The organism is Streptomyces sp. NPDC042102 (assembly GCF_055582305.1).
Genome location: NZ_JBVJDL010000001.1, coordinates 1,575,594 through 1,594,985, shown reverse-complemented (window position 1 = coordinate 1,594,985; position 19,392 = coordinate 1,575,594). Strand labels below are relative to the sequence as shown.

General features: G+C 74.4%; 18 protein-coding genes and 1 pseudogene. 8 read left to right on the top strand and 11 right to left on the bottom strand.

The window, feature by feature from the left end:
• The first annotated feature begins 48 nt into the window (after positions 1 to 48).
• Positions 49 to 558 carry a hypothetical protein gene (locus ACZ6KO_RS06585; RefSeq protein ID WP_469300782.1) on the top strand — a complete coding sequence of 170 codons (510 nt, stop codon included), beginning with the start codon at positions 49 to 51 and terminating at the stop codon, positions 556 to 558.
• A gap of 207 nt (positions 559 to 765) precedes the next feature.
• On the opposite strand, the gene ACZ6KO_RS06580 is transcribed toward ACZ6KO_RS06585, so the two are convergent.
• On the bottom strand, positions 766 to 1,155 hold the full coding sequence (locus ACZ6KO_RS06580; protein ID WP_469301584.1) for a C40 family peptidase: 390 nt from the start codon (positions 1,153 to 1,155) through the stop codon (positions 766 to 768).
• A gap of 461 nt (positions 1,156 to 1,616) precedes the next feature.
• On the opposite strand from ACZ6KO_RS06580, the pseudogene ACZ6KO_RS06575 reads away from it, so the two are divergent.
• Positions 1,617 to 2,452 (top strand): annotated as a pseudogene (locus ACZ6KO_RS06575) (class I SAM-dependent methyltransferase).
• Between the two features lie 61 nt (positions 2,453 to 2,513).
• Complete coding sequence (locus tag ACZ6KO_RS06570; RefSeq protein WP_469300779.1) at positions 2,514 to 2,900, top strand: hypothetical protein; 387 nt, start codon at positions 2,514 to 2,516, stop codon at positions 2,898 to 2,900.
• 30 nt (positions 2,901 to 2,930) lie between these two features.
• On the opposite strand, the gene ACZ6KO_RS06565 is transcribed toward ACZ6KO_RS06570, so the two are convergent.
• Positions 2,931 to 3,593: a nucleoside/nucleotide kinase family protein gene (locus ACZ6KO_RS06565; protein WP_469300777.1), complete on the bottom strand. Its 663-nt coding sequence runs from the start codon at positions 3,591 to 3,593 to the stop codon at positions 2,931 to 2,933.
• Positions 3,594 to 3,650: 57 nt separating this feature from the next.
• On the opposite strand from ACZ6KO_RS06565, the gene ACZ6KO_RS06560 reads away from it, so the two are divergent.
• The gene (locus tag ACZ6KO_RS06560) at positions 3,651 to 4,229 is read left to right on the top strand and encodes a YdeI/OmpD-associated family protein (protein ID WP_469300775.1); all 579 of its coding nucleotides are present in this window, start codon (positions 3,651 to 3,653) and stop codon (positions 4,227 to 4,229) included.
• Between the two features lie 65 nt (positions 4,230 to 4,294).
• On the opposite strand, the gene ACZ6KO_RS06555 is transcribed toward ACZ6KO_RS06560, so the two are convergent.
• Positions 4,295 to 4,981: an NAD(P)H oxidoreductase gene (locus tag ACZ6KO_RS06555; protein WP_469300773.1), complete on the bottom strand. Its 687-nt coding sequence runs from the start codon at positions 4,979 to 4,981 to the stop codon at positions 4,295 to 4,297.
• A 68-nt stretch (positions 4,982 to 5,049) separates the two neighbouring features.
• A complete protein-coding gene (locus ACZ6KO_RS06550) occupies positions 5,050 to 6,069 on the bottom strand; it encodes an NADP-dependent oxidoreductase (RefSeq protein ID WP_469300771.1) in 1,020 nt (339 codons plus the stop codon).
• 181 nt (positions 6,070 to 6,250) lie between these two features.
• Here ACZ6KO_RS06550 and ACZ6KO_RS06545 point away from each other — a divergent pair, with 181 nt between their 5' ends.
• A complete protein-coding gene (locus ACZ6KO_RS06545) occupies positions 6,251 to 9,589 on the top strand; it encodes an AfsR/SARP family transcriptional regulator (protein ID WP_469300768.1) in 3,339 nt (1,112 codons plus the stop codon).
• A 115-nt stretch (positions 9,590 to 9,704) separates the two neighbouring features.
• The gene (locus ACZ6KO_RS06540; RefSeq protein ID WP_469300764.1) at positions 9,705 to 10,061 is read left to right on the top strand and encodes a hypothetical protein; all 357 of its coding nucleotides are present in this window, start codon (positions 9,705 to 9,707) and stop codon (positions 10,059 to 10,061) included.
• A 70-nt stretch (positions 10,062 to 10,131) separates the two neighbouring features.
• On the opposite strand, the gene recQ is transcribed toward ACZ6KO_RS06540, so the two are convergent.
• Positions 10,132 to 12,171, bottom strand: coding sequence for a DNA helicase RecQ (recQ, locus tag ACZ6KO_RS06535; RefSeq protein WP_469300762.1), 2,040 nt, complete (start codon positions 12,169 to 12,171; stop codon positions 10,132 to 10,134).
• A gap of 184 nt (positions 12,172 to 12,355) precedes the next feature.
• On the opposite strand from recQ, the gene ACZ6KO_RS06530 reads away from it, so the two are divergent.
• Positions 12,356 to 13,021 carry an NAD-dependent epimerase/dehydratase family protein gene (locus ACZ6KO_RS06530; protein WP_469300760.1) on the top strand — a complete coding sequence of 222 codons (666 nt, stop codon included), beginning with the start codon at positions 12,356 to 12,358 and terminating at the stop codon, positions 13,019 to 13,021.
• A 27-nt stretch (positions 13,022 to 13,048) separates the two neighbouring features.
• On the opposite strand, the gene ACZ6KO_RS06525 is transcribed toward ACZ6KO_RS06530, so the two are convergent.
• A complete protein-coding gene (locus ACZ6KO_RS06525) occupies positions 13,049 to 13,537 on the bottom strand; it encodes a hypothetical protein (protein ID WP_469300758.1) in 489 nt (162 codons plus the stop codon).
• A gap of 39 nt (positions 13,538 to 13,576) precedes the next feature.
• Here ACZ6KO_RS06525 and ACZ6KO_RS06520 point away from each other — a divergent pair, with 39 nt between their 5' ends.
• Positions 13,577 to 14,572: a helix-turn-helix transcriptional regulator gene (locus tag ACZ6KO_RS06520; RefSeq protein ID WP_469300756.1), complete on the top strand. Its 996-nt coding sequence runs from the start codon at positions 13,577 to 13,579 to the stop codon at positions 14,570 to 14,572.
• On the opposite strand, the gene ACZ6KO_RS06515 is transcribed toward ACZ6KO_RS06520, so the two are convergent.
• From ACZ6KO_RS06515 to ACZ6KO_RS06495, 5 genes are all read right to left on the bottom strand, one after another.
• Complete coding sequence (locus ACZ6KO_RS06515; RefSeq protein ID WP_469300754.1) at positions 14,560 to 15,393, bottom strand: PaaX family transcriptional regulator; 834 nt, start codon at positions 15,391 to 15,393, stop codon at positions 14,560 to 14,562. The two genes, ACZ6KO_RS06520 and ACZ6KO_RS06515, sit on opposite strands and share 13 nt — an antisense overlap.
• 72 nt (positions 15,394 to 15,465) lie before the next feature.
• Positions 15,466 to 16,191 carry a maleate cis-trans isomerase family protein gene (locus tag ACZ6KO_RS06510; RefSeq protein ID WP_469301581.1) on the bottom strand — a complete coding sequence of 242 codons (726 nt, stop codon included), beginning with the start codon at positions 16,189 to 16,191 and terminating at the stop codon, positions 15,466 to 15,468.
• A gap of 80 nt (positions 16,192 to 16,271) precedes the next feature.
• Entirely contained in the window at positions 16,272 to 17,201 is a 930-nt protein-coding gene (locus ACZ6KO_RS06505) for a fumarylacetoacetate hydrolase family protein (protein ID WP_469300751.1), read from the bottom strand.
• A 19-nt stretch (positions 17,202 to 17,220) separates the two neighbouring features.
• A complete protein-coding gene (locus ACZ6KO_RS06500; protein WP_469300748.1) occupies positions 17,221 to 18,336 on the bottom strand; it encodes a cupin domain-containing protein in 1,116 nt (371 codons plus the stop codon).
• Positions 18,333 to 19,385 carry a carbon-nitrogen hydrolase family protein gene (locus ACZ6KO_RS06495; RefSeq protein WP_469300745.1) on the bottom strand — a complete coding sequence of 351 codons (1,053 nt, stop codon included), beginning with the start codon at positions 19,383 to 19,385 and terminating at the stop codon, positions 18,333 to 18,335. The genes ACZ6KO_RS06500 and ACZ6KO_RS06495 overlap by 4 nt, the downstream gene beginning before the upstream one ends.
• Positions 19,386 to 19,392 lie beyond the last annotated feature (7 nt).

The window sequence follows — 19,392 nt, the reverse complement described above, 5'->3', positions numbered from 1 at the left end:
ACCCGTGTCCCATGGCATGGTCACGGCCACCCGCAGGAGGAATTCCCCGTGAAGATCCGCCCGCTCCTCACCGCACTCGCCCTCGTCCTCGGCGCGCTCTTCGCCCCCGGTGCCGGCGTGCTCGCCGGTGCCACCGAAGCCCACGCGGCCACCAAGATCTCGCACGCCACCGCGACCTCGATGTTCCGCGCCGCCGGGATCACCTGGTCCTCGTCGGGCGGCTGCTCCGCCCGGAACAACCCCTCGTGCACGTCGTTCGAGCAGCTGAACCGGGCCACGGCACAGGGTGCCCAGACCCTCAGGAACGCCAGCGGGTGCGCGCTGAACATCACCGGCGGCACGGAGACGGGCCACGCCGGCGGCACGTACTCGCACTGGAACGGCTACAAGCTGGACTTCAGCAAGTACGCGTGCCTGGGCTCCTACATCAAGAACACCTTCACGTACATCGGCGTACGCGGTGACGGCGCCCCCCAGTGGCGCTCCGGCGCCGGCAACGTCTACGCCGACGAGGGCAACCACTGGGACGTGGTCTTCTACAACTGCGGCGGCTGCTGACAGCCGGGGGCGTCAGCGCAGCTTCGAGCCGTACACGTGGTCGACCGCCATCGTCATCAGGACCCGGCGGTCAGGGTCACGGTGCCCTCGGCGGTGGCCCAGGCCCAGCCGTCGGGGCTGGTGACCTCCAGTGCTGCCCGCGGGTCCCGGCGCCCCGGTGCGCCGGGGGCGGGGACCGGGCGGCGGATCGCCGCGGGGCCGGCACGTTCAGAGGGCCCGGCCGTAGCGGACCGCCGCGCTCCAGATGCGTTCGAGGCGTACATAGGTGCCCGGGCGCGGGGCGTGCCAGATCCGGTCGTGCCCGGCGTAGATGCCGACGTGGCCCACAGTGCCGCCGTCGGGGAAGAAGACCAGGTCACCGGGTACGCGATCGGCCTCGGGAATGCGCTGGGTGTGCTCGTACTGCTGGGCGGCGGTGCGCGGGAGGCGGCGGCCCGCCTTCTTGAAGGCGTAGAGGGTCAGGCCCGAGCAGTCGAAGCGCTTGGGGCCGGTCGCGCCGTACTGGTACGGCGAGCCCTGTTTGGAGGCCGCCACCTCGACGGCCTTGGCACCGTAGGGGGCGGACGCGTGGGCTGGTGTCGTGGGGCCGGCCAGCATGCCGGCGGTCAGGAGCGGCAGGAGGAGAAACGTCAATGCTCCGGGGGAGCGTCGCACAGGCTGACGGCCCGTGAGGGCCTCTCGGAAGTCCGTCGTGAAGCAGGGCATCGTGCTACCTCCGCAATCGGTTGCAGGCAACTGTCAGATCGCTGGGGAGATCCTGATTCTCGGGGCACGCCTCTCGGCTCTCGTTGGCCGCCCAGTTTTCTCCGCCGCCTTGCAGCCGTCACCACCGGACACGGGGCACTTTGTCACGATTTTGCATCAAGTCGAGGCTTTCCGTTTCAGATGATTTCCACCTTTCCGTTCCTTCCTGGCGCCGATGAGCCGCCGCCGTCCGCCCGCCGGAACCGCGCCAGCTGTCGTGCCGGCCGAAGCCCTGCGCCACCATGGAAGGACCGACCCGTGGCCCCCGGTCCGCGGTCCGCGGCCCCCGCAGTGGTCGAGGTGGTGAGGTGCCCATGCCCACCCAGCCTGAACAACAGCCGCCCGGGTCCGCCCCGAACGGTGGCGGCCGGTACGGCGAGGCGGCGTTCCGGCCGCAGCAGGCTGGCGAGGACGCACGCATCGATCTGGGCGCCCTCGCGTACGACGAGATCACCCTGGCCCGCCTGACGCGGCTGGGCGCCGGCCCGGGCTGGCGCTGCCTGGACCTGGGCGCGGGCACCGGTACCGTCGCGCGCCAGCTCCTGCGCCGGGCCCGTGTGGCGTCCTGGCCGTCGACCGCGACACGCGCTTCCTCACCGCCCGCCCGCTGCCCGGCCTCACGGCCCTGGAGGCCGACATCACCGACCCGGACTTCGACCCCGGCCGGTTCGCCCTGGTGCACGCCCGGTTCGTCCTCATGCACCTGCGGCCGCGGCTCGAGGTGGCCAAGCTGGCCTCGCTGGTGGCGCCCGGCGGGGTCCTGGTCCTCGGCGACGCCGTCGACCTGACCACGGCGTCGGCCCCGGTGACCCCGTACACCAGGGCGATGCGCGCGATGTGGCAGGCGCTGCGGGACACGATCGGAACCGACGTCTCCTGGGTACCGCAGTACCCGGGGCTGCTGCGCGCGGCCGGGCTGCGCTCCGTGGCGGCCGAGATCCACGTTCCGCCGCTGCTGCCGGGCAGTCCCATCAGCCGGTTCTGGGCGGAGACCTGGGAACGGGTACGCGCGGCGATGGTGGCCACGGAGCTGGTCGACGATGCCGCGATCGACGAGGCGATCCGCTACCTCGACTCGCCCGACTGCGCCGGACTCTCACCGGGCCTGATCACCGCGTGGGGCCGGCAGCCGGAAACCCCGGCCGCGTGAGCCGTGCGGGCGCAAGGTCGAGCGGGGGCTGCTGGCGGCGTGTCCGCCGCGCGGTGCGAGTGTGGCAGCCGTACTGGAGGCCGTACGCCTCGGCGGCGAAGTGGCACGGGCCGAGCGGCAGCTGATGGTCCGTGGCCTGCTCGGACGGCTGCGGCGGCGTCCTACGCGGCGCGGCCGGCGGCACCTGGAGGCGGCCCGGCGGTCCGGCGCGCTTCCCGCGTACGTGTTCGACGGACCAGGCGCCGTCGGCGACCGGATGTTCCGCCGGGTCGTCCTCGGACCGTCGCTGCCGTCGGGGCTGGGCAGGGCCCTGCGGCGGACGGGCAAGGCACTCGACGACGAGGACGGCGGGAAGGGCGGTACCGGCGACCACGGCGGGCGGGACGGGGACGGTGGTGGCCACGGCGGGTTCCCGGGCGGCGGGGGCGCAAGCAGTGGCGGGGACTGACCCGGGTACGCCGCCGGGCCGGCGGCCGGTTCAGTCCACCGCGAGGACCACGAGGTCCGCCCGGGCGCGTCCCGGGGCGATCAGGCGGGCGTTCGCCTCGTCCGAGCGGGTCACCCAGTCCCGGGCGTACGCCTCCTCCTTGCCGTGGCGCACATGGCGGTCCACGAGCCGCCGCACGCGCAGCGAGTCGTCCGGGGCCAGGAACCAGACCTCGTCGAGGAGGGGCCCGACCTCCGCCCACTCCCCCGCCCCGTGCAGCAGGTAGTTCCCCTCGGTGATCACCAGCGGCACCTCCGGGCCCACCGGGACGCTTCCGGCGACCGGTTCCTCCAGCGCGCGGTCGAAGGCCGGGGCGTAGACGACACCGGCCCCCGGCCCGCGCAGCCGGCGGAGCAGGGCCGCATAGCCGGCCGCGTCGAATGTGTCCGGCGCGCCCTTGCGGTCGGCCCGCCCCAGGCGGACCAACTCGCCCTGGGCGAGGTGGAATCCGTCCATCGGTACGACGACGGCCAGCGCGGGGCCCAGCGCCCGGGCCAGTCGTGCGGCCAGGGTGGACTTGCCGGCGCCGGGCGGCCCGGCGATGCCCAGGATCCGGCGGCCGCCCGCGGCCGCCAGCCCACGGGCCCGCCGCTCCAGCCCGGCGAACTCCGTAGCCGTCTCCCCGCGCTTCTCCGCCCGCTTCTCCCTCTCCATGCGCCCATGGTGCACGAGGGCGGCGCGCCCCGGGGCGTCCGGCGTAGCCTGAGCCCCATGGACGAGCTCGACGGAGTAGAGATCATCGCCTTCGCGGACGCCGCGGCGTTCGAGGCCTGGCTGGCCGCCCACCACACGCGCCAGGAGGGCGTGTGGGTGAAGGTGGCCCGGCGGAACTCCGGCATCCCGTCGGTGACCGACGACGAACTCGTCGACGCCGGGCTGTGCTTCGGCTGGATCTCCGGGCAGCGGCGGTCGGCCGACGCGCCGTACTACCTCCAGAAGTACGTGCCGCGGCGGACCCGGAGCCTGTGGTCGCAGGTGAACGTCGACAAGGTCGCGGCGCTCACGGCCGCCGGACGGATGCGTGCACCGGGCCTGGCCGAGGTGCGCAAGGCACAGGAGGACGGGCGCTGGGCTGCCGCGTACGCGTCGCAGAGGACGGCGACGGTCCCGCCGGACCTGGATGCCCTGCTCGACGCGAACCCCGAGGCCAGGAAGGCGTTCGAGGCGCTCGACAAGTCCGGGCGCTACCAGCTGATGCTGCCGGTGCTCCAGGCTCTCACGCCGCGGACGAGGCAGGACCGGCTCGACAAGGTCCTGAGCCGGCTGCTGCCCGGGCCGGCCGGGCACTGAACCGGATCCGCGGCGGCCCCGGGGGCCGGTTGCGCGCAGGTGGCCGCGGGGAGCGCGCGCACCGGCTACCGCCGCGCCTGCGGCCCCACCCGGTCGGCAGCGGTGGCGGCGGCGGGCGCGGACACGGCGTCCAGCGCCGTGTCCACCTCCGCCAGGGCGCCGTCCCCCACGGTCAGCGAGTCGTACACGAGGTGCACCGCCGCGTCCTCGATACCGCAGTAACCGGAGATCCCGTCCCGCAGGGTGCGGGTGACCACCTCGTCCCAGCCCAGCCCCGTGAACCGCTCGCGCCCGTAGCTGACCAGGCCGATCCAGACCATCCGCTTGGCCGCCAGCCGCGGGGTGCTGAGGCCGTAGGAGAAGCCGTTGTTCCACACCCGGTCGATCCACCCCTTGAGGATGGCGGGGAGGCCGAACCACCAGAGCGGGAAGACCACCACGATCAGGTCCGCGGCGTCGACCCGCGCCATGTGCGCGTGGACCTCCGCGCTGTAGCGCTTGCCCGTGTCCGCCCAGTCCGGCTCGTCCTCCGGCGACATCCGGGGGTCGAACTGCTCGGCGTGCAGGTCGAGTACGTCGAGCTCGTAGCCGTCGCGCTCGAGGCGCCGCGCGGCCCGGCCGGCGAGCTGCGCCGTCAGGGAGTCCGTCCGGGGGTGGGCCAGGACGAGCAGCGCACGTCGCCGGGCGGACCCGGGGTTTTCGGGGTTCTCGGGGTTCTCGGCGGATGTGACGGACGCGGAGGTGGTGGACACGGTGGATCCTCTGCTCTCGGTGGGCTGGGCCGACGTGGTCGTCCCGGTGGACGGGGTGGTCGCGGGCATCAGTGGTCGCCCAGCCGGACCAGCATCTTGCCGGTGTTGGCCCCGCGCATCATCCCCAGGAAGGCGGCCGGTGCCTGCTCGATGCCGTCGGCGACGGTCTGTTCGGTGCGCAGGCTGCCGTCGGCCAGCCAGCCCGCCGCCTTGCCGGTCCACTCCGGGAAGAGGTCGAAGTGGCTGCTGACGATCATGCCGCGCAGCGTCACCTCGGCCGCGACGGCGCGGAAGAGGTTGCCGGGTCCCGGCGCGGGCGCCGTGGCGTTGTAGCCGCTGATCGCGCCGACCATGGCGATCCGCCCGCCGGGCCGTATCGCGCCGATGGCCGCCTCGAGGTGGTCGCCGCCGACCGCGTCCAGGTAGACGTCGATGCCGTCGGGGGCGGCCTGGGCGAGCTGCTGCGCCAGGTTGCCCTGGCGATGGTCGAGGGCCGCGTCGTAGCCGAACACGTCGAGGAGCTTCTTGGTCTTGTCCGGGCCGCCGGCCGAGCCGATCACCCGGGAGGCGCCCAGCTTGCGGGCCAGCTGTCCGGCCACGCTGCCGACCGCGCCGGCGGCCGCCGAGACGAGGACGACGTCGCCCTCGCGGACCGGAGCGGTGCGGGTGAGCGCCGCGTAGGCGGTCAGGCCGGTGGTGCCGAGCGGGCCGAGGTGGGCGGCGGGCGGAGCCAGCGTGGTGTCGACGACGGTGGCCGCGGCGGCGTCCAGGACGGCGTACTCGCGCCAGCCGAGGAAGTGGGTGACGGCCGCTCCGACCGGCACGGACGGGGCGCGGGAGGCGATCACCTCGCCGATCGCGCTGCCCTCCAGGGCGGCGCCGAGGGCGAAGGGCGGGATGTAGGAGGGGGCGTCGTCCATCCGGCCCCGCATGTACGGGTCGACGGACATCCAGGTGTTGCGGACCACGATCTCCCCCTCGCCCGGCTCGGGGATCGTGGCGGTGACGAGGGCGAAGTTCTCCGGCACGGGCTCGCCGACGGGGCGGGAGACGAGGCGGACCTCACGGGAGGAGGTGGGCAGGGACATGGGGTGCGCTCCAGGTACTCGGCGGGGACGGCAGCGACGGCCGGCCCGTTCTCAATTGCCTTGGCTTCCTTCAGTTTTCGTTCCCGGATCCGTTCCCGGTCCCGGTCACGGACTTCACGATGCGGGCCCCCGCGCACGAACCGCTGACGGTCCACGCACGGCCGCCGGATAGCGTGTTCCCATGCGCTTCGAGGTACTCGGTCCGGTCACGGTCCGCACGGACGACGGGGAGGCCGTGGCCGTGCCGGAGGCCAAGGTCCGCGCCCTGCTGGCGGATCTGCTGGTGCACGAGGGCCGGCCGGTGCCCGTCGACACGCTGATCGACGACCTGTGGGGCGACGCCGCCCCCGGCAATCCCGCCAACAGCCTGCAGACCAAGATCTCCCAGCTGCGCCGGGCGTTGGCGAAGGCCGAGCCCGGGGCCCGCGCGCTCGTGGCGTACGGGCCGGCGGGCTACGCGCTGCGGGTGGCGCCGGACGCGGTGGACGCGGGCCGCTTCACACGGCTGACCGCCCGGGCCCGGCAGGAGACGGATCCGGCGGCGAAGGCGGAACTGCTCACGCGGGCACTGGGGTTGTGGCAGGCGTCGGCGTACGCCGATTTCCGCGACGCCGGATTCGCCCGGGTCGCCATCGCCCGCCTGGAGGAACAGCGGCTGACCGTACGGGAGGAGCTGGCCGAAGTCCGCCTCGGCCTCGGTGAACACACCGCACTCGCCGATGAGCTGGCCGCCCTCGTCGCCCTCCATCCCCTGCGGCAGCGGCTGTGGGCGACCCTGATGCGCGCCCTGTACCGCTCGGGACGGCAGAGCGAGGCCCTCGCCGCCTACGCCGCGCTGCGGGAACGATTCGCCGAGGAGCTGGGCATCGACCCGGGACCCGAACTGGCCTCCCTGCACACGGCGATCCTCCGGCAGGACCCGGCGCTCGCCGGGGAACCCGCACCGCCCGGCACCGCCCCCGCCGGGCCGAACCCCGCCGCCCCGGCCCCCGCGGCGCCCGCCACCGAACCCCCCTCACCCATCCCGTCGCCCGCCACGTCGCCACCCGCCCGGCCGCGTACGAACCTGCCGGCACCCGTCAGTGCGCTCGTCGGACGGCAGGACGCGACCGCCCGGGTCCGCGCCCTCGTCGAGGCGAACCGCCTGGTCACCCTCACCGGGCCCGGCGGCGTCGGCAAGACCCGGCTCGCCCTGGCGGCCGCGGCCCGCCTGGCCGAGGAGCCGGCGGCGGCGCGGTTCCCCGACGGGGTGTGGTTCGTCGAACTCGCCGGATCCGGGGGCGAGGTGGCCGAGACGGTGGCGGCCGCCCTCGGCATCCGCGACGACGACGTGCACCTGGACGCCGACGTACGGGCGGCTGCCGCCCGGAACGGGGCGGCGGACGTCCTGGCCGGCGCGGTGGCCGAGGCGCTGGCGGCCCGCCGGATGCTGCTGGTCCTCGACAACTGCGAGCACCTCGTCGCTCCCCTCGCCGCCTTCGTCGGCCTGCTGCTGCGCCGTGCGCCCGGGGTGCGCGTCCTGGCCACGAGCCAGGAGCCGCTGGCGCTGTCCGGCGAGGTGCTGGAGGCCGTCGCGCCGCTCGCCGAGGCCGAGGCCATGGAGCTGTTCGTGGCCCGCGCCGCGGCCTGCGCACCCGGGTTCGCGCTGGAGCCGGGGAACACCGAGGCCGTCGCCCTCATCTGCCGCCGTCTCGACGGCATCCCGCTCGCGCTCGAACTGGCGGCGACGAGGGTCCGCGTCCTGGGCGTCCACGCCCTGGCCGACCGGCTGCACGACCGTTTCCGGCTGCTCGACCAGGTACGCCGCGACGCCCCGGCCCGCCAGCGCACCCTGCGCGCGACGATCGACTGGAGCTGGGAACTGCTGGCGCCGCCCGAGCGGACCCTGATGCGCAGGCTCGCCGTGTTCGCCGGCGGGTTCACGCTGGAATCCGCGGAGGCGGTGTGCGCCGGAGACGGCATCACCGCCGACGAGGTCCTCGACCTCCTCACCCGGCTCGTGGACCGCTCGCTGGTCGCCGCGGCGCACCCGCCAGCGCGCTACCGGATCCTCGAATCGGTCCTCGCGTACGGCCGGGAACGGCTCGAGGAGGCGGGCGAGGCGGCGGCCCTGCGGCAGCGCCACGCACGGCACTTCACCGAGCTCGCCGAGCACGCGGCGCCGCTCCTGCACGGCGGCGACCAGCGCCGCTGGCTGCACGTGCTCGACACCGAGGCGCCCAATCTGCGGGCCGCGCTGGAGCACGCCGGGCCCGACGGGCTGCGCCTGGTCAACTCCCTCGCCTGGTACTGGCACGTACGCGGCCGCGTCGGCGAGGCGCTGCGCTCGTTGGACCAGGCCCTGGAACAGGCCGGGGCTGCCGCCGGGGACCGGGCCGGCCGCCGGCCCGCGTACGCCTCGGCCCGGATCCGGCGTGCGGCGTTCGCGCTGCTCACCGGGGTCGAGGTGGCGCCGGACGACGACTTCGCCGGGGCGGACGCACGCGGCCGGTGGCTGCTGGCCTACGGCCGGTGCGGCTTCGGCGGTCCCGTCGACCGGCCGGAGGAGGAGAGCGATCTGGACGCGCTGGGCGCCGAGTTCCGTGCGCTGGGCGACCGGTGGGGCGAGGCGGCCACCCTGGCCGTCCGCGCTTCCCGTGCCCTGTACCAGGGGGACCTGGCCGCGCTGCGGCGGTACGCGGAAGCCGGGGCGGCCCTGTTCGGGGAGCTCGGCGACCGCTGGGGCTCGCTGCAGGCCGCGGAACAGCTGGGCGTGCTCGCCGAGATCGGCGGGGACTACGAGGCCGCGGCCCGGCTGCACGGGGACGGCGTACGGGACGCGCAGGAGCTGCGGCTGTGGACCAGCGCCTCGTTCGGGCTGGCCCGGCTGGGCCGGATCGCGCTGCTGACCGGGGACGACGCGCGGGCCACCGACTACCACGAGCAGGCCCGGCGGCTGGCCGTCGAGCAGTCCCACCGGCCCGCGCAGCAGTTCGCCGAGACCGGGCTCGCGCTCGGGGCGCGCCGCCGGGGCGACCTGGACACGGCCCGGGCCCTGCTGGAGCCGTGGCTGGAGTGGAACCGCCGGCTCGGCGTGGACTCCGGCACCGCCCTGATCCTGGCGCAGCTCGGGTACGCCGCCGAGCAGGCCGGGGACGCGCGGCGGGCGGAGGCCCTGCACCGCGAGGGCCTGTCGGCCGCCCGGCGCACGGGCGACCGGCGGGCGCTGGCCCTCGCCCTGGAGGGCCTGGCGGGCGCGCACGCGGCGGCGGACCGGCCGGTGCGCGCGGCGACCCTGCTGGGCACGGCGGCCGCCCTGCGCGCGTCGATGGGCACCCCGCTGCCCCCGGCCGAACGCGTCGACGTCGACCGGGCGGCCGCGCGCGCCCGTGCGGTGCTGGGCGAGGCGGAGTTCACGGCCGCGTTCACCCGGGGCCGGTGCCTGTCCCCGGACGAGGCCGCCACCACCGACACCGCCTGCGCCGCCGATCCCGTCGACACCGTGGCCGGGGGGCCGCGGGGAGCACGCGCGGGCGTCTGATCACGGCGGATATCCTGGGCCGTCGGCACCGGCCAGCGGTCGGCGTCGCCCCCAACGCAGATGGAACACCCGAGATGCCGGGCTCGATGGTCGCGCGGCAGGAGATGGAGTCCTGATGGACGTGCAGCACTTCGAGCGGATCACCGCGTTCATCGAGGCGCGCCTCACGCCGCTGTTCGCCGAGGAGACGGGCAGCGACAGCGGGTTCGCCATGGACGACACCTCCCGCGCGCTGCGCGCCCTGCGCAACGCCGTGCTGGAGGCGTCGGCCGTCAAGGGGCTGATCGAGAAGCGTGCGACGGCCGAGCCGGCGCTGCGCCGCGTCATCGACCAGTCGGTGGAGCACCACTGGGACGTGCTGCGCGGGATCGCCCGCCAGTGGGAGGACCACGCCGACTTCGTGCGGGAGTTCAAGCGTCACGCGTGGGAGCTCGACGAGGCGCCCGCCGCCGTGGCCGAGGCGCGGAGCTGACCCCGGCCTGACCCCCGTCCGACCCCGGCCCTGCCCCGCGCTGGCCCTGCCCCGCACCGTCCGGAGCCGGCTACCGCTCGTCGTCCCAGGGCGGTTCCTCGTCGAAGGCGTCGAAGGGATCGAACGGCGGCTCGTCAGACAGATCCAACGGCGGCTCGTCGGAGAGCGCGTCGTGGCCGGGCCCGCGCTGCGCCGGCGGGGCGGGCACGGCGGCAGGTGCGGCGGCGGGCGGCGGGGCCGCCCCGGGAGCGGCGGCCGCCAGGGCCTCCAGGACGCCCTCGCCGTACTTGGCCAGCTTCGCCTCGCCGACCCCGTTGACCGTGGACAGTGCCGTCACCGTCGCCGGCAGCTGCGTGGCGATCTCCCGCAGCGTCGCGTCGTGGAAGACGACGTACGCGGGGACTCCCTGCTCGCGCGCGGTCGCGGCCCGCCAGGCCCGCAGGGCCTCGAAGACCGGCACGGCCGTCTCCGGCAGGTCGACCGGGACCCGCGCGCCCTTCCCGGAGCCGGAGCCGGAGCGCGACCCCGGCGTCTTGCGGGCCGCCGCGGCCGCCGGCGCCTCCTTGCGCATCTCGACGCGGCGCCGGCCGCCCAGCACCTCGCCGCTGTCGTCCGTCAGCACCAGCGTGCCGTAGTCGCCCTCCACGGCCAGCAGCCGCTGCGCCAGGAGCTGGCGGACCACCCCGCGCCACTCCGCGGTGCTCAGGTCCGCCCCGACCCCGAAGACCGACAGGGCGTCGTGGTCGAACTGGATGACCTTGGCCGTCTTCTTGCCCTGGAGGATGTCGATGATCTGGCCGGCGCCGAACTTCTGGCGCCGCTCCTTGGCCAGCCGCCACACCGTCGACAGCAGCTTCTGCGCCGCGACCGTCCCGTCCCAGGACTCGGCGGGCGTCAGGCACGTGTCGCAGTTGCCGCAGGGCTCGCCCGCCTGGCCGAAGTACGCCAGCAGCCGCACCCGGCGGCAGGTGACCGTCTCGCACAGCGCGAGCATGGCGTCGAGGTGCAGGCCCAGCGAGCGGCGGTGGGCGTCGTCGCCCTCGGAGCCGTCGATCAGCTTGCGCTGCTGCACCACGTCCTGGAGGCCGTACGCCAGCCAGGCCGTCGCCGGCTCGCCGTCCCGGCCCGCGCGGCCGGTCTCCTGGTAGTACCCCTCGACCGACTTCGGCAGGTCCAGGTGGGCCACGAACCGCACGTCCGGCTTGTCGATGCCCATGCCGAACGCGATCGTGGCGACCACCACGACGCCGTCCTCCCGCAGGAAGCGGGCCTGGTTCGCGGCGCGCGTGCGGGCGTCCATGCCCGCGTGGTAGGGCACGGCGTCGATGCCGTGCTCCACCAGGAAGGCCGCGGTCTTCTCCACCGACGCCCGCGACAGGCAGTAGACGACTCCGGCGTCGCCCTCGTGCTCGGCCCGGATCAGGTCCAGCAGCTGCTTGGCCGGATTGTTCTTCGGGACGATGCGGTACTGGATGTTTGGCCGGTCGAAGCTGGCCACGAAGTGCCGGGCGTCCTCCAGCCCCAGCCGGGCCGCGATCTCGGCGTGGGTCGCCTCGGTGGCGGTCGCGGTCAGCGCGATCCGCGGCACCGACGGCCAGCGCTCGTGCAGCATCGACAGCGCGAGGTAGTCGGGCCGGAAGTCGTGGCCCCACTGGGCGACACAGTGTGCCTCGTCGATCGCGAAGAGCGAGACCGTGCCCCGGTCGAGCATCCGCTGGGTGCCCTCGGTGCGCAGCCGCTCCGGTGCCAGGTAGAGCAGGTCCAGCGAACCTGCGAGGAAGGCCTGCTCGACGGCCTGCCGCTCGTACGGATCCTGCGTGGAATTGAGGAATCCGGCCCGCACCCCGAGGGCGGTGAGCGCGTCCACCTGGTCCTGCATCAGCGCGATCAGCGGGGAGATCACCACTCCGGTGCCTTCTCTGACCAGCGCCGGGATCTGGTAGCAGAGCGACTTGCCGCCGCCGGTCGGCATCAGCACCAGCGCGTCGCCGCCGCCGGCCACGTGCTCGATGATCTGCTGCTGCTCGCCGCGGAAGGAGTCGTACCCGAAGACGCGGTGCAGCACCTGCAGGGCATCGGGGGAGGCGGTGGTCGCGTCCGAAATGGTCATTCCAGAAGCCTAGCGACCTCCTGTGACACTCCGGTCCCGTTCCCCCGACCCCGCCCCGTCCCTGCGGGTCCCGCGCGGATCGGCACGGCTGCGCGCGGGACCCGCAGTAGCCTTCCCACACGTGGGGTACCGCCGCCGGCAGGGCGGCGGACCGCACGGTCCCCGCGGCAGAGAGGAAGCACCCGTGACCCGCAGCGCACTCCTGGTCGGCGCCACCGGCCTGGTGGGAGGACAGCTGCTCGCGCGGCTGCTCCGCGAGCCGCTCTACGACCGGGTCACGGTGCTGGCCCGCCGCCCGCCCGCCGTGGAGCACCCCCGCCTGGAGACCCGGGTCGTCGACTTCGACGGGCTGGGACCGGACGACGTCCCGGTGGTGGACGACGTGTACGGCGCGCTGGGCTCCACGATCCGCAAGGCGGGGTCGCAGGAGGCCTTCCGGCGGATCGACCAGCACTACACGGTCACGGTGGCCCGCCTGGCGCACGACGCGGGCGCGCGGCGGCTCGCCGTGGTCTCCTCCATGGCCGCGGCACCGGCCTCGCACGCGTTCTACCTGCGGGTCAAGGGGGACATGGAGGAGCAGGTCGGCGCCCTCGGCTACGAGCAGGTGGAGATCTTCCGGCCGTCCTTCATCCTCGGGCCGCGCGAGGAACGACGGACGGCCGAGCGTGCGGGCATGGCCGCGGCCACGCTGCTGGCCCCGGCCCTGGTCGGCCGGGCCCGCCCGTACCGCCCGGTGCACGCCGGACAACTGGCTTCGGCGATGATCGCCGCCCTCCACGAGTCCCGCCCCGGCACGGCCGTGCGCACCTACGACGACTTCGTGCGTCTGGCCGTCCCCCCGCGGTGACCGGCGCCGCGGGGGACGCGGCGGCCGTCAGCCGGCCCCCGTGGTGCCCTCCGGGAGCGAGTCGGCGAGGTAGGCCTCCAGATCCGCGGCGCCCGGGTCGTCGAGCATGTGGCGGACCCAGGCGTCGCGTTCGTGGGCGATCGGCGGCAGCTCCCACACGCAGCCGATCAGCGAGCCGTCCAGCCGGACGAAGTGCGTCGGGTCCCGGTCCGGGCAGCCGAGCACCGGCTGCCCGGCGGCCGCGCCCGTGAAGTGCAGCGCGTTGTCCCAGACCCAGCTGTAGACGTTGAGGTAGGCCCCGTCGTCCCCTCCCCTGTGGAGGACGACGAAGCCGCCCGGCGGCGTCCCGTCGGCCGCCGGCAGCGTGCTCAGCAGGCCGGGCAGGAAGCGGTACGCCGCCGCCTCGACCTCCGGCTCGATCCCGGCGGGGTCCGCGGTGACGTGGTAGCGCTTGATCCGGCGGCCCCCGACCACGAGCGGGGGCGGGACCGTCAGCAGTTTCTCCGCGAAAGTCATGACTGGACCGTAGGAGCGCTCCCCTGACACCTTGTGTCAGTGAAGTCGAGCCGCCTCCTGACGATCCTGCTGCTGCTCCAGACGCGCGGGCGGATGACCGCCGCCGAACTCGCGGACGAGCTGGAGGTCTCCGTACGGACCGTCTACCGCGACGTCGAGTCGCTGGCCGCGGCCGGTGTGCCGCTGTACGGGGACGCCGGGCACCGGGGCGGGTACCGGCTCCTCGAGGGCTACCGGACCCGGCTGACCGGGCTGAGCGGCGGGGAGGCGGAGGCGCTGTTCCTCTCCGGGGTGCCGGGACCGGCCGCCGAACTCGGGCTCGGCCGGGCGCTGTCGGCCGCCCAGCTCAAGCTGCGCGCCGCGCTCCCGCCCGGGCTGCGGGACCAGGCCGACCGGATGCGGTCGCGCTTCCACCTCGACGCGCCCGGCTGGTACGCGCGGAGCACCGGCGTACCGTTCCTGCCACGGGTGGCGGACGCGGTGTGGCGGGGCCGGGTGCTGGAGGTCCGCTACCGCCGCTGGAAGGAACCCACCGATGTGGACCGCCGGCTGCGCCCGTACGGGCTGGTGCTCAAGGCGGGGCGCTGGTACGTGGTGGCGGCGCCCGCCGAGGGCCCGGCGCGCGGGCCGGACCCGGCGCCGGAGCCCCGGACGTACCGGGTGGACCAGATCCTCGCGCTGACCGTCACCGACGAGGAGTGCGCGCCGCCGCCGGACTTCGACCTCGCCGCGCACTGGGAGCGGGCGCAGGCCGGCTTCCGGGCCCGGCTGTACACGGGCGAGGCCGAGGTACGGCTCTCCGCGCGCGGGGTGGCCCGGCTGACCGGCGCCGACGCCGACGCGGTGGCCGCCGGCGGCGTCCCGGACCCGGAGCTGGCGGGCTGGACCCGGGCCACGCTGCCGGTGGAGTCGCCGGAGCACGCCGAGGCGGCCTGGCTGGCCCTGGGCGCCGACATCGAGGTCCTGGGACCGCCGCACCTGCGCGCCCGGATCGCGGCCGCCGCCGCGGCCGTGGTGGCGCGCTACGCGTCCTGAAGGCCGGTGACCTCGCGGACGTGGCGCAGGCTCGGGTCGAGCAGGACGCCGTGCAGTTGCTGGAAGACCTGGCGGGCGGCGACCGCGTTCCAGTCGGGCGGCAGGAGTTCGGTGGGCAGGCCCGGGTCGAGGTAGGGCAGGCGGCGCCACTGGGTGAGCATCGGGACGTAGTGGCGGAAGGCGTCGGCGTCGTCGAGGCCGGCCGCCGGCGCCGCCGTCATCCGGTCGGCGACGGGCGCGTAGGTGTCGGTGAAGCTGGCGTACTGCTCCTGGATCGCCGGGAAGTCCCACCAGGAGCTGACCGTCCCGGCGAGGTCGCTGAAGGCGGCGTAGTCGGCGGCGAACAGGTGGACGTAGTCGCTCAGTCCGAGCCGCACGAGCATGCCGCGGGCGTCGTCGAGGAGCCGGCCGGGGGCCAGCCACACGCCGGGGGCGATGTTGCCGAAGCCGAGCCACGTCAGCCGGGTGCGCAGCTGGTAGCGGTGCGAGCGCTCGGACTCCGGTACGGAGAAGACGGCCAGCGCCCAGCCGTCGGCCAGGTCGGCGGGCTCCAGGCTGGCGAAGATGCGGCGGTCGCCCTCGTCGAAGACGGGGTGCACGGCGGGGCTGAGACGGTAGCCGGTGGCGCCGCGGCGCTCGGGTTCCAGGACGCCCTTCTTCTTGAGCCGGGAGATCGCCGAACGCACCGCCGGGCCGTCGACGTCGAGTTCCGACATCAGCGTGATCAGGTCCGCGATGGAGATCCAGCCGCCGAGACGGCGCAGGAAGGCTCCGTAGACCGTGTTGATCAACGAGCTGGGCCTGAGGGGGCTGTCCGACATGATCGCCTTCCGTTGTGTGCGGTCGCGATCATATCGAGCCCTCCCCCAGGCCCCCGGGCCGCGGGACAGGCCCTACCCCGGCAGGGGTGCCTGCGCGTACGCGCCGGAGAGCAGGTGGCCCGCTCCGGGGGCGACGGCCGGGAGGCCGAGCGAGCGCAGCATCTGGTGCGCGGTGCAGACGGCGGCGGAGACGACCGGCTTGCCCAGCAGCTGCTGCGCCTCCTCGATCACGCCGAGGGAGGGCATCTGCACGCAGGCGGACAGGACGACCGCGTCGGCTTCGGCGTGGTCCAGGGCGCGGGCGAGCTCCGGCAGCCGGGCCGGATCGTGGGCGGCCACGTCGAGGTTGTCCGGGATCTCCAGGGACCGGTGGTCCAGCACGTCGAGGCCCTCGTGGGTGAGGTAGTCCACGACGGTACGGGTCAGGGGCCGCATGTACGGGGCGAGGAGCGCGACCTTGCGCGCGCCGAGGGTGTGCAGGCCGTGGACGAGGGCACCGGCGCTGGTGACGACGGGGGCGGGGGCGCCGTTCTCGGCGGTGCGCAGGTGCAGGCGCTCCTCGGAGGTGCGGTGATAGCCGGGGCCCATGCTCATGATGGCGACGAGGCACGCGTAGCCGAGGACGTCGACGCGGGCGTCGGAGAGTTCGACGGCGCACCGGTCGGAGTCGGCGTCCATGGCCGCCAGCTGCTCCGGGGTCACCCGCGTCATGCGCATCCTGCTGGAGTGGAAGGTGAAGCGGTCGTCGGGGACGACGGCCTCGCGGGCGCGCAGGATCGCGGGGACCTCGGTCTCCATGGTGACGTTGGAGCTGGGCACGATCTGGCCGATGCGGAAGGTGCGGGGCGGCACGGGTACTCCTCGGTTCGGTACGGGGGTCAGCGGGCGTCGACGACGGGGTTGGTGAGGGTGCCGATGTGTTCGACGGTCGCCTCGACGGTGTCGCCGGGACGCAGGAACTCGGGTGGGACCCGGCCCGCGCCGACCCCGGACGGGGAGCCGGTGGCGATGACGTCGCCGGGCTCCAGGGTCATGCCGGAGCTGATGTCGGCGATGAGGCGGGCGATGGGGAACAGCATGTGGCGGGTGTTGGAGCTCTGCTTGGTGACTCCGTTCACGCGCAGCGAGAGGTCCAGCTTCATGGGGTCGGGGATCTCGTCGGCGGTGACGACGACGGGGCCGAAGGGGGCGTAGGAGTCCTGGCCCTTGGAGAAGAACCACTGACCGGAGCGGCGCTGGTCGCGGGCGCTGATGTCGTTGACGATGCTGTAGCCGAAGACGTGACCGTACGCGTCGGCCTCGCTGACGCGGAAGGCGGTGCGGCCGATGACGACGGCGAGTTCGCACTCCCAGTCGAGCTGGGCGGTCAGGTCCCCGTCGTGCCGGATCGGCGCGCCCGGGCCGGTGACGGCGGTGGCGGGCTTGCCGAACAGGACGGGGCGGGTGGGGAGTTCCTTGTCGGTGTCCAGGCTGCGGCTGGACTCCTCGACGTGTTCGACGTAGTTGAGCCCGACCCCGATGATCTTGCCGGGGCGCAGCGGGGCGAGAAGGGTCACGTCCTCCAGCCGGTGGACGGCGCGGGCGGGGCGGGCGACCGGGTCGGCGTCGAGCAGGAGCCGGGCGGTCTCCCGGGCGGCGGCGCCGGCGCGGATGAAGGCCGGCAGGTCGCGCGGGAGGTCCGCGCCGGTGTGGTCGGCGAGGGCGGCGAGGTCGAGGACGAGGTCGCCGTCCTGGACGCCCAGGCGGCCGCCGGAGGTGTGGTCGTCGGTGGTTCCGGTGATTCCGGTGGTGAAGGTCAGCAGTCGCACGGTGGGGGCTCCTCGCGGGTCAGTCGGTGATGGGCTGGTGGCCGCCGTTGTCGGCGTACGCCTCTTCCCGGTGGAAGCCGAGCGCGCGCATGACGGGGAAGTCGTCGAAGGAGAACAGGCAGGCGTCCTCGGACGGGTCGAGGTTGTGGTGCTCGTGCCAGGCCCAGGACGGCACGCAGAAGATGTCGCCCTGCCGCCACGCGAAGCGCCGGCCGGCGATCACCGAGACGCCGTGGCCCTTGGCCGCCGTGTAGATCACCGAGCCGGTGTGGCGGTGGGCGCGGGTGGCCTGGCCGGGGCGCAGCAGCTGCATGTGGGCGCCCATGGTGGGCATCACCGGGCCGCCGGTGACGGGGTTGGTGTACGCGGCGATCACCCCGTCGTACGGGGAGCCCTCGCTCGCCCGGGCCAGGTCGCGCAGGGCCTCGTACGTCGCCTCCCAGGGGTAGGCGAGCAGCGGGGAGTAGGGCCGGGTCCACTTCTCCATGCCGTACGGCAACAGGTTCGCGCCGTAGCTGAGGACCGAGGAGTTGATGACCTCTCCGGGGGTCTGATAGAGGTCGGGGTGGACCTCGTAGAACCCGGCGTCGAGGGCGTTGACCAGGGGGATGTCGAGTCCGTCCTGCCAGATGACGGGGGCGTCGTCGGCATCGTTGCCGTGCTCGTGCCAGGTGCCGCCCGGCGTGATGGCGAAGTCGCGGGGCCCCACCTTGAGCTTCTGCCCGTCGACGATCGTCCACGCGCCGGTGCCCTCGTGGACGAAGCGCAGGGCCGCGGCCTGGTGGCGGTGGGCGGTCATGGCCTCGCCGGGCCCCATGATCTGCAGGCCGGTGTAGAGGAGTCCGGCGGCGGCGCTGACGTCCTTGCGGCCGGGGTTGACGAGCATGACGACGCGGCGGCCCGCGTCGTCGGCCTTGACCAGGTCGAGGGCCTTGTGGACCAGGGGGCGCAAGGAGGCGTACCGCCACAGCACGGGAACCGACCTGGGCTGGGGGTACCAGGGTTCGATGTCGTTGGCGACGGTCCACAGGGCGCCGGCGTCCAGGGCGTCGAGTTCGCCGTAGTAGTGGGTGAGTTCGGGGGTGTCGGTGACCCGGGCGCGGCCCAGCACGGTGTCGTCCTGCTCGGGGGTCATACGTCCTCCTCGGTGATGGCGGTGACGGGGTGCACGGGGGCGGAGTGCGCGGCGGCCGGGTGCACGGTGACGGGGTGCGGCTGCGGCGGCGCGGTGAAGGTGACCGGCGTACGGGGGCGGTTGTCGACCTCCAGCCGGAAGACGTCGAAGCGGTTGTAGTGGCCGACGATGTCGTGCATCTGCTTGGGCCGGATGCAGCGGGCCAGGTCGATCTCGCCGTAGACGATGCCCTCGTCGTCGACGAGCGGTTCGGTGACGGGGCGGCCGTCGGGGCCGAAGACACCCGACAGGGCGCTGCGCGGCCGCTCGAACAGGGCGCGCGTTGCGGCGTCGTCGCCCGCGAGCAGATCGACGATCTCCGGGGAGACGGTCGAACAGGCGACGACCGAGAAGACCTTGCCCTCGAAGCTGTGCGCGGCCGTGCGGACGGCGATCGCGTCCGCCATGTCGTAGTCGGCCGGGGCGACGGGCAGGGCGATGTAGCAGGAGGCGTGGACCAGTTCACCCTGGGCGAGCAGGGTGAAGCGGGCCAGGGTGTTGGTGTTCTCGCCGCAGGCCAGGGCGCCGAGCGGGCCGACGGGCGTGCGGTGGACGCGCAGCGAACTGCCGTCGCCGCCCGTCCAGGTGAGCTTCTCGGCCCAGGTGGGCACCAGCTTGCGGTGGACGCCGAGGAGCGCGCCGTCGGGTCCGATGGTCAGCAGGGTGTTGTACAGGACGCCGAGGCTGTGCGCGGCGCGCTCGTTGACACCGATGACGAGGACGACGCGGTGCCGGCGGGCCGCCGCGCGCAGCGCGTCGACGTGGGGGCCCTCGAGGTCGACGGAGGCGCGGTGCAGGCGTTCGAACCAGGGCGAGCCCTGGACCGGGTTCATCGTCCAGTTCCAGTACGGGTACCCGGGGACGAACGCCTCGGGGAGGACGACGAGTTCGGCGCCGTTTCCGGCGGCCTCCTCGACGAGGGCGACGGCCTTGGCCACGGTGGCGGCGGGGTCGAGGTAGACGGGTGCGGCCTGGACGGCCGCCGCGGTGAAGCGGGGCAGGTTCTCCATGGGTGTC

Coding starts and splice junctions, on each gene's coding strand:
- ACZ6KO_RS06560 (WP_469300775.1), top strand. CDS start 3,651: ATGGACGAGCTCGACGGAGTAGAGATCATCGCCTTCGCGGACGCCGCG.
- ACZ6KO_RS06580 (WP_469301584.1), bottom strand. CDS start 1,155: ATGCTGGCCGGCCCCACGACACCAGCCCACGCGTCCGCCCCCTACGGT.
- ACZ6KO_RS06500 (WP_469300748.1), bottom strand. CDS start 18,336: ATGACCCCCGAGCAGGACGACACCGTGCTGGGCCGCGCCCGGGTCACC.
- recQ (WP_469300762.1), bottom strand. CDS start 12,171: ATGACCATTTCGGACGCGACCACCGCCTCCCCCGATGCCCTGCAGGTG.
- ACZ6KO_RS06550 (WP_469300771.1), bottom strand. CDS start 6,069: ATGTCCCTGCCCACCTCCTCCCGTGAGGTCCGCCTCGTCTCCCGCCCC.
- ACZ6KO_RS06540 (WP_469300764.1), top strand. CDS start 9,705: ATGGACGTGCAGCACTTCGAGCGGATCACCGCGTTCATCGAGGCGCGC.
- ACZ6KO_RS06495 (WP_469300745.1), bottom strand. CDS start 19,385: ATGGAGAACCTGCCCCGCTTCACCGCGGCGGCCGTCCAGGCCGCACCC.
- ACZ6KO_RS06565 (WP_469300777.1), bottom strand. CDS start 3,593: ATGGAGAGGGAGAAGCGGGCGGAGAAGCGCGGGGAGACGGCTACGGAG.
- ACZ6KO_RS06545 (WP_469300768.1), top strand. CDS start 6,251: ATGCGCTTCGAGGTACTCGGTCCGGTCACGGTCCGCACGGACGACGGG.
- ACZ6KO_RS06515 (WP_469300754.1), bottom strand. CDS start 15,393: ATGTCGGACAGCCCCCTCAGGCCCAGCTCGTTGATCAACACGGTCTAC.
- ACZ6KO_RS06510 (WP_469301581.1), bottom strand. CDS start 16,191: ATGGAGACCGAGGTCCCCGCGATCCTGCGCGCCCGCGAGGCCGTCGTC.
- ACZ6KO_RS06525 (WP_469300758.1), bottom strand. CDS start 13,537: ATGACTTTCGCGGAGAAACTGCTGACGGTCCCGCCCCCGCTCGTGGTC.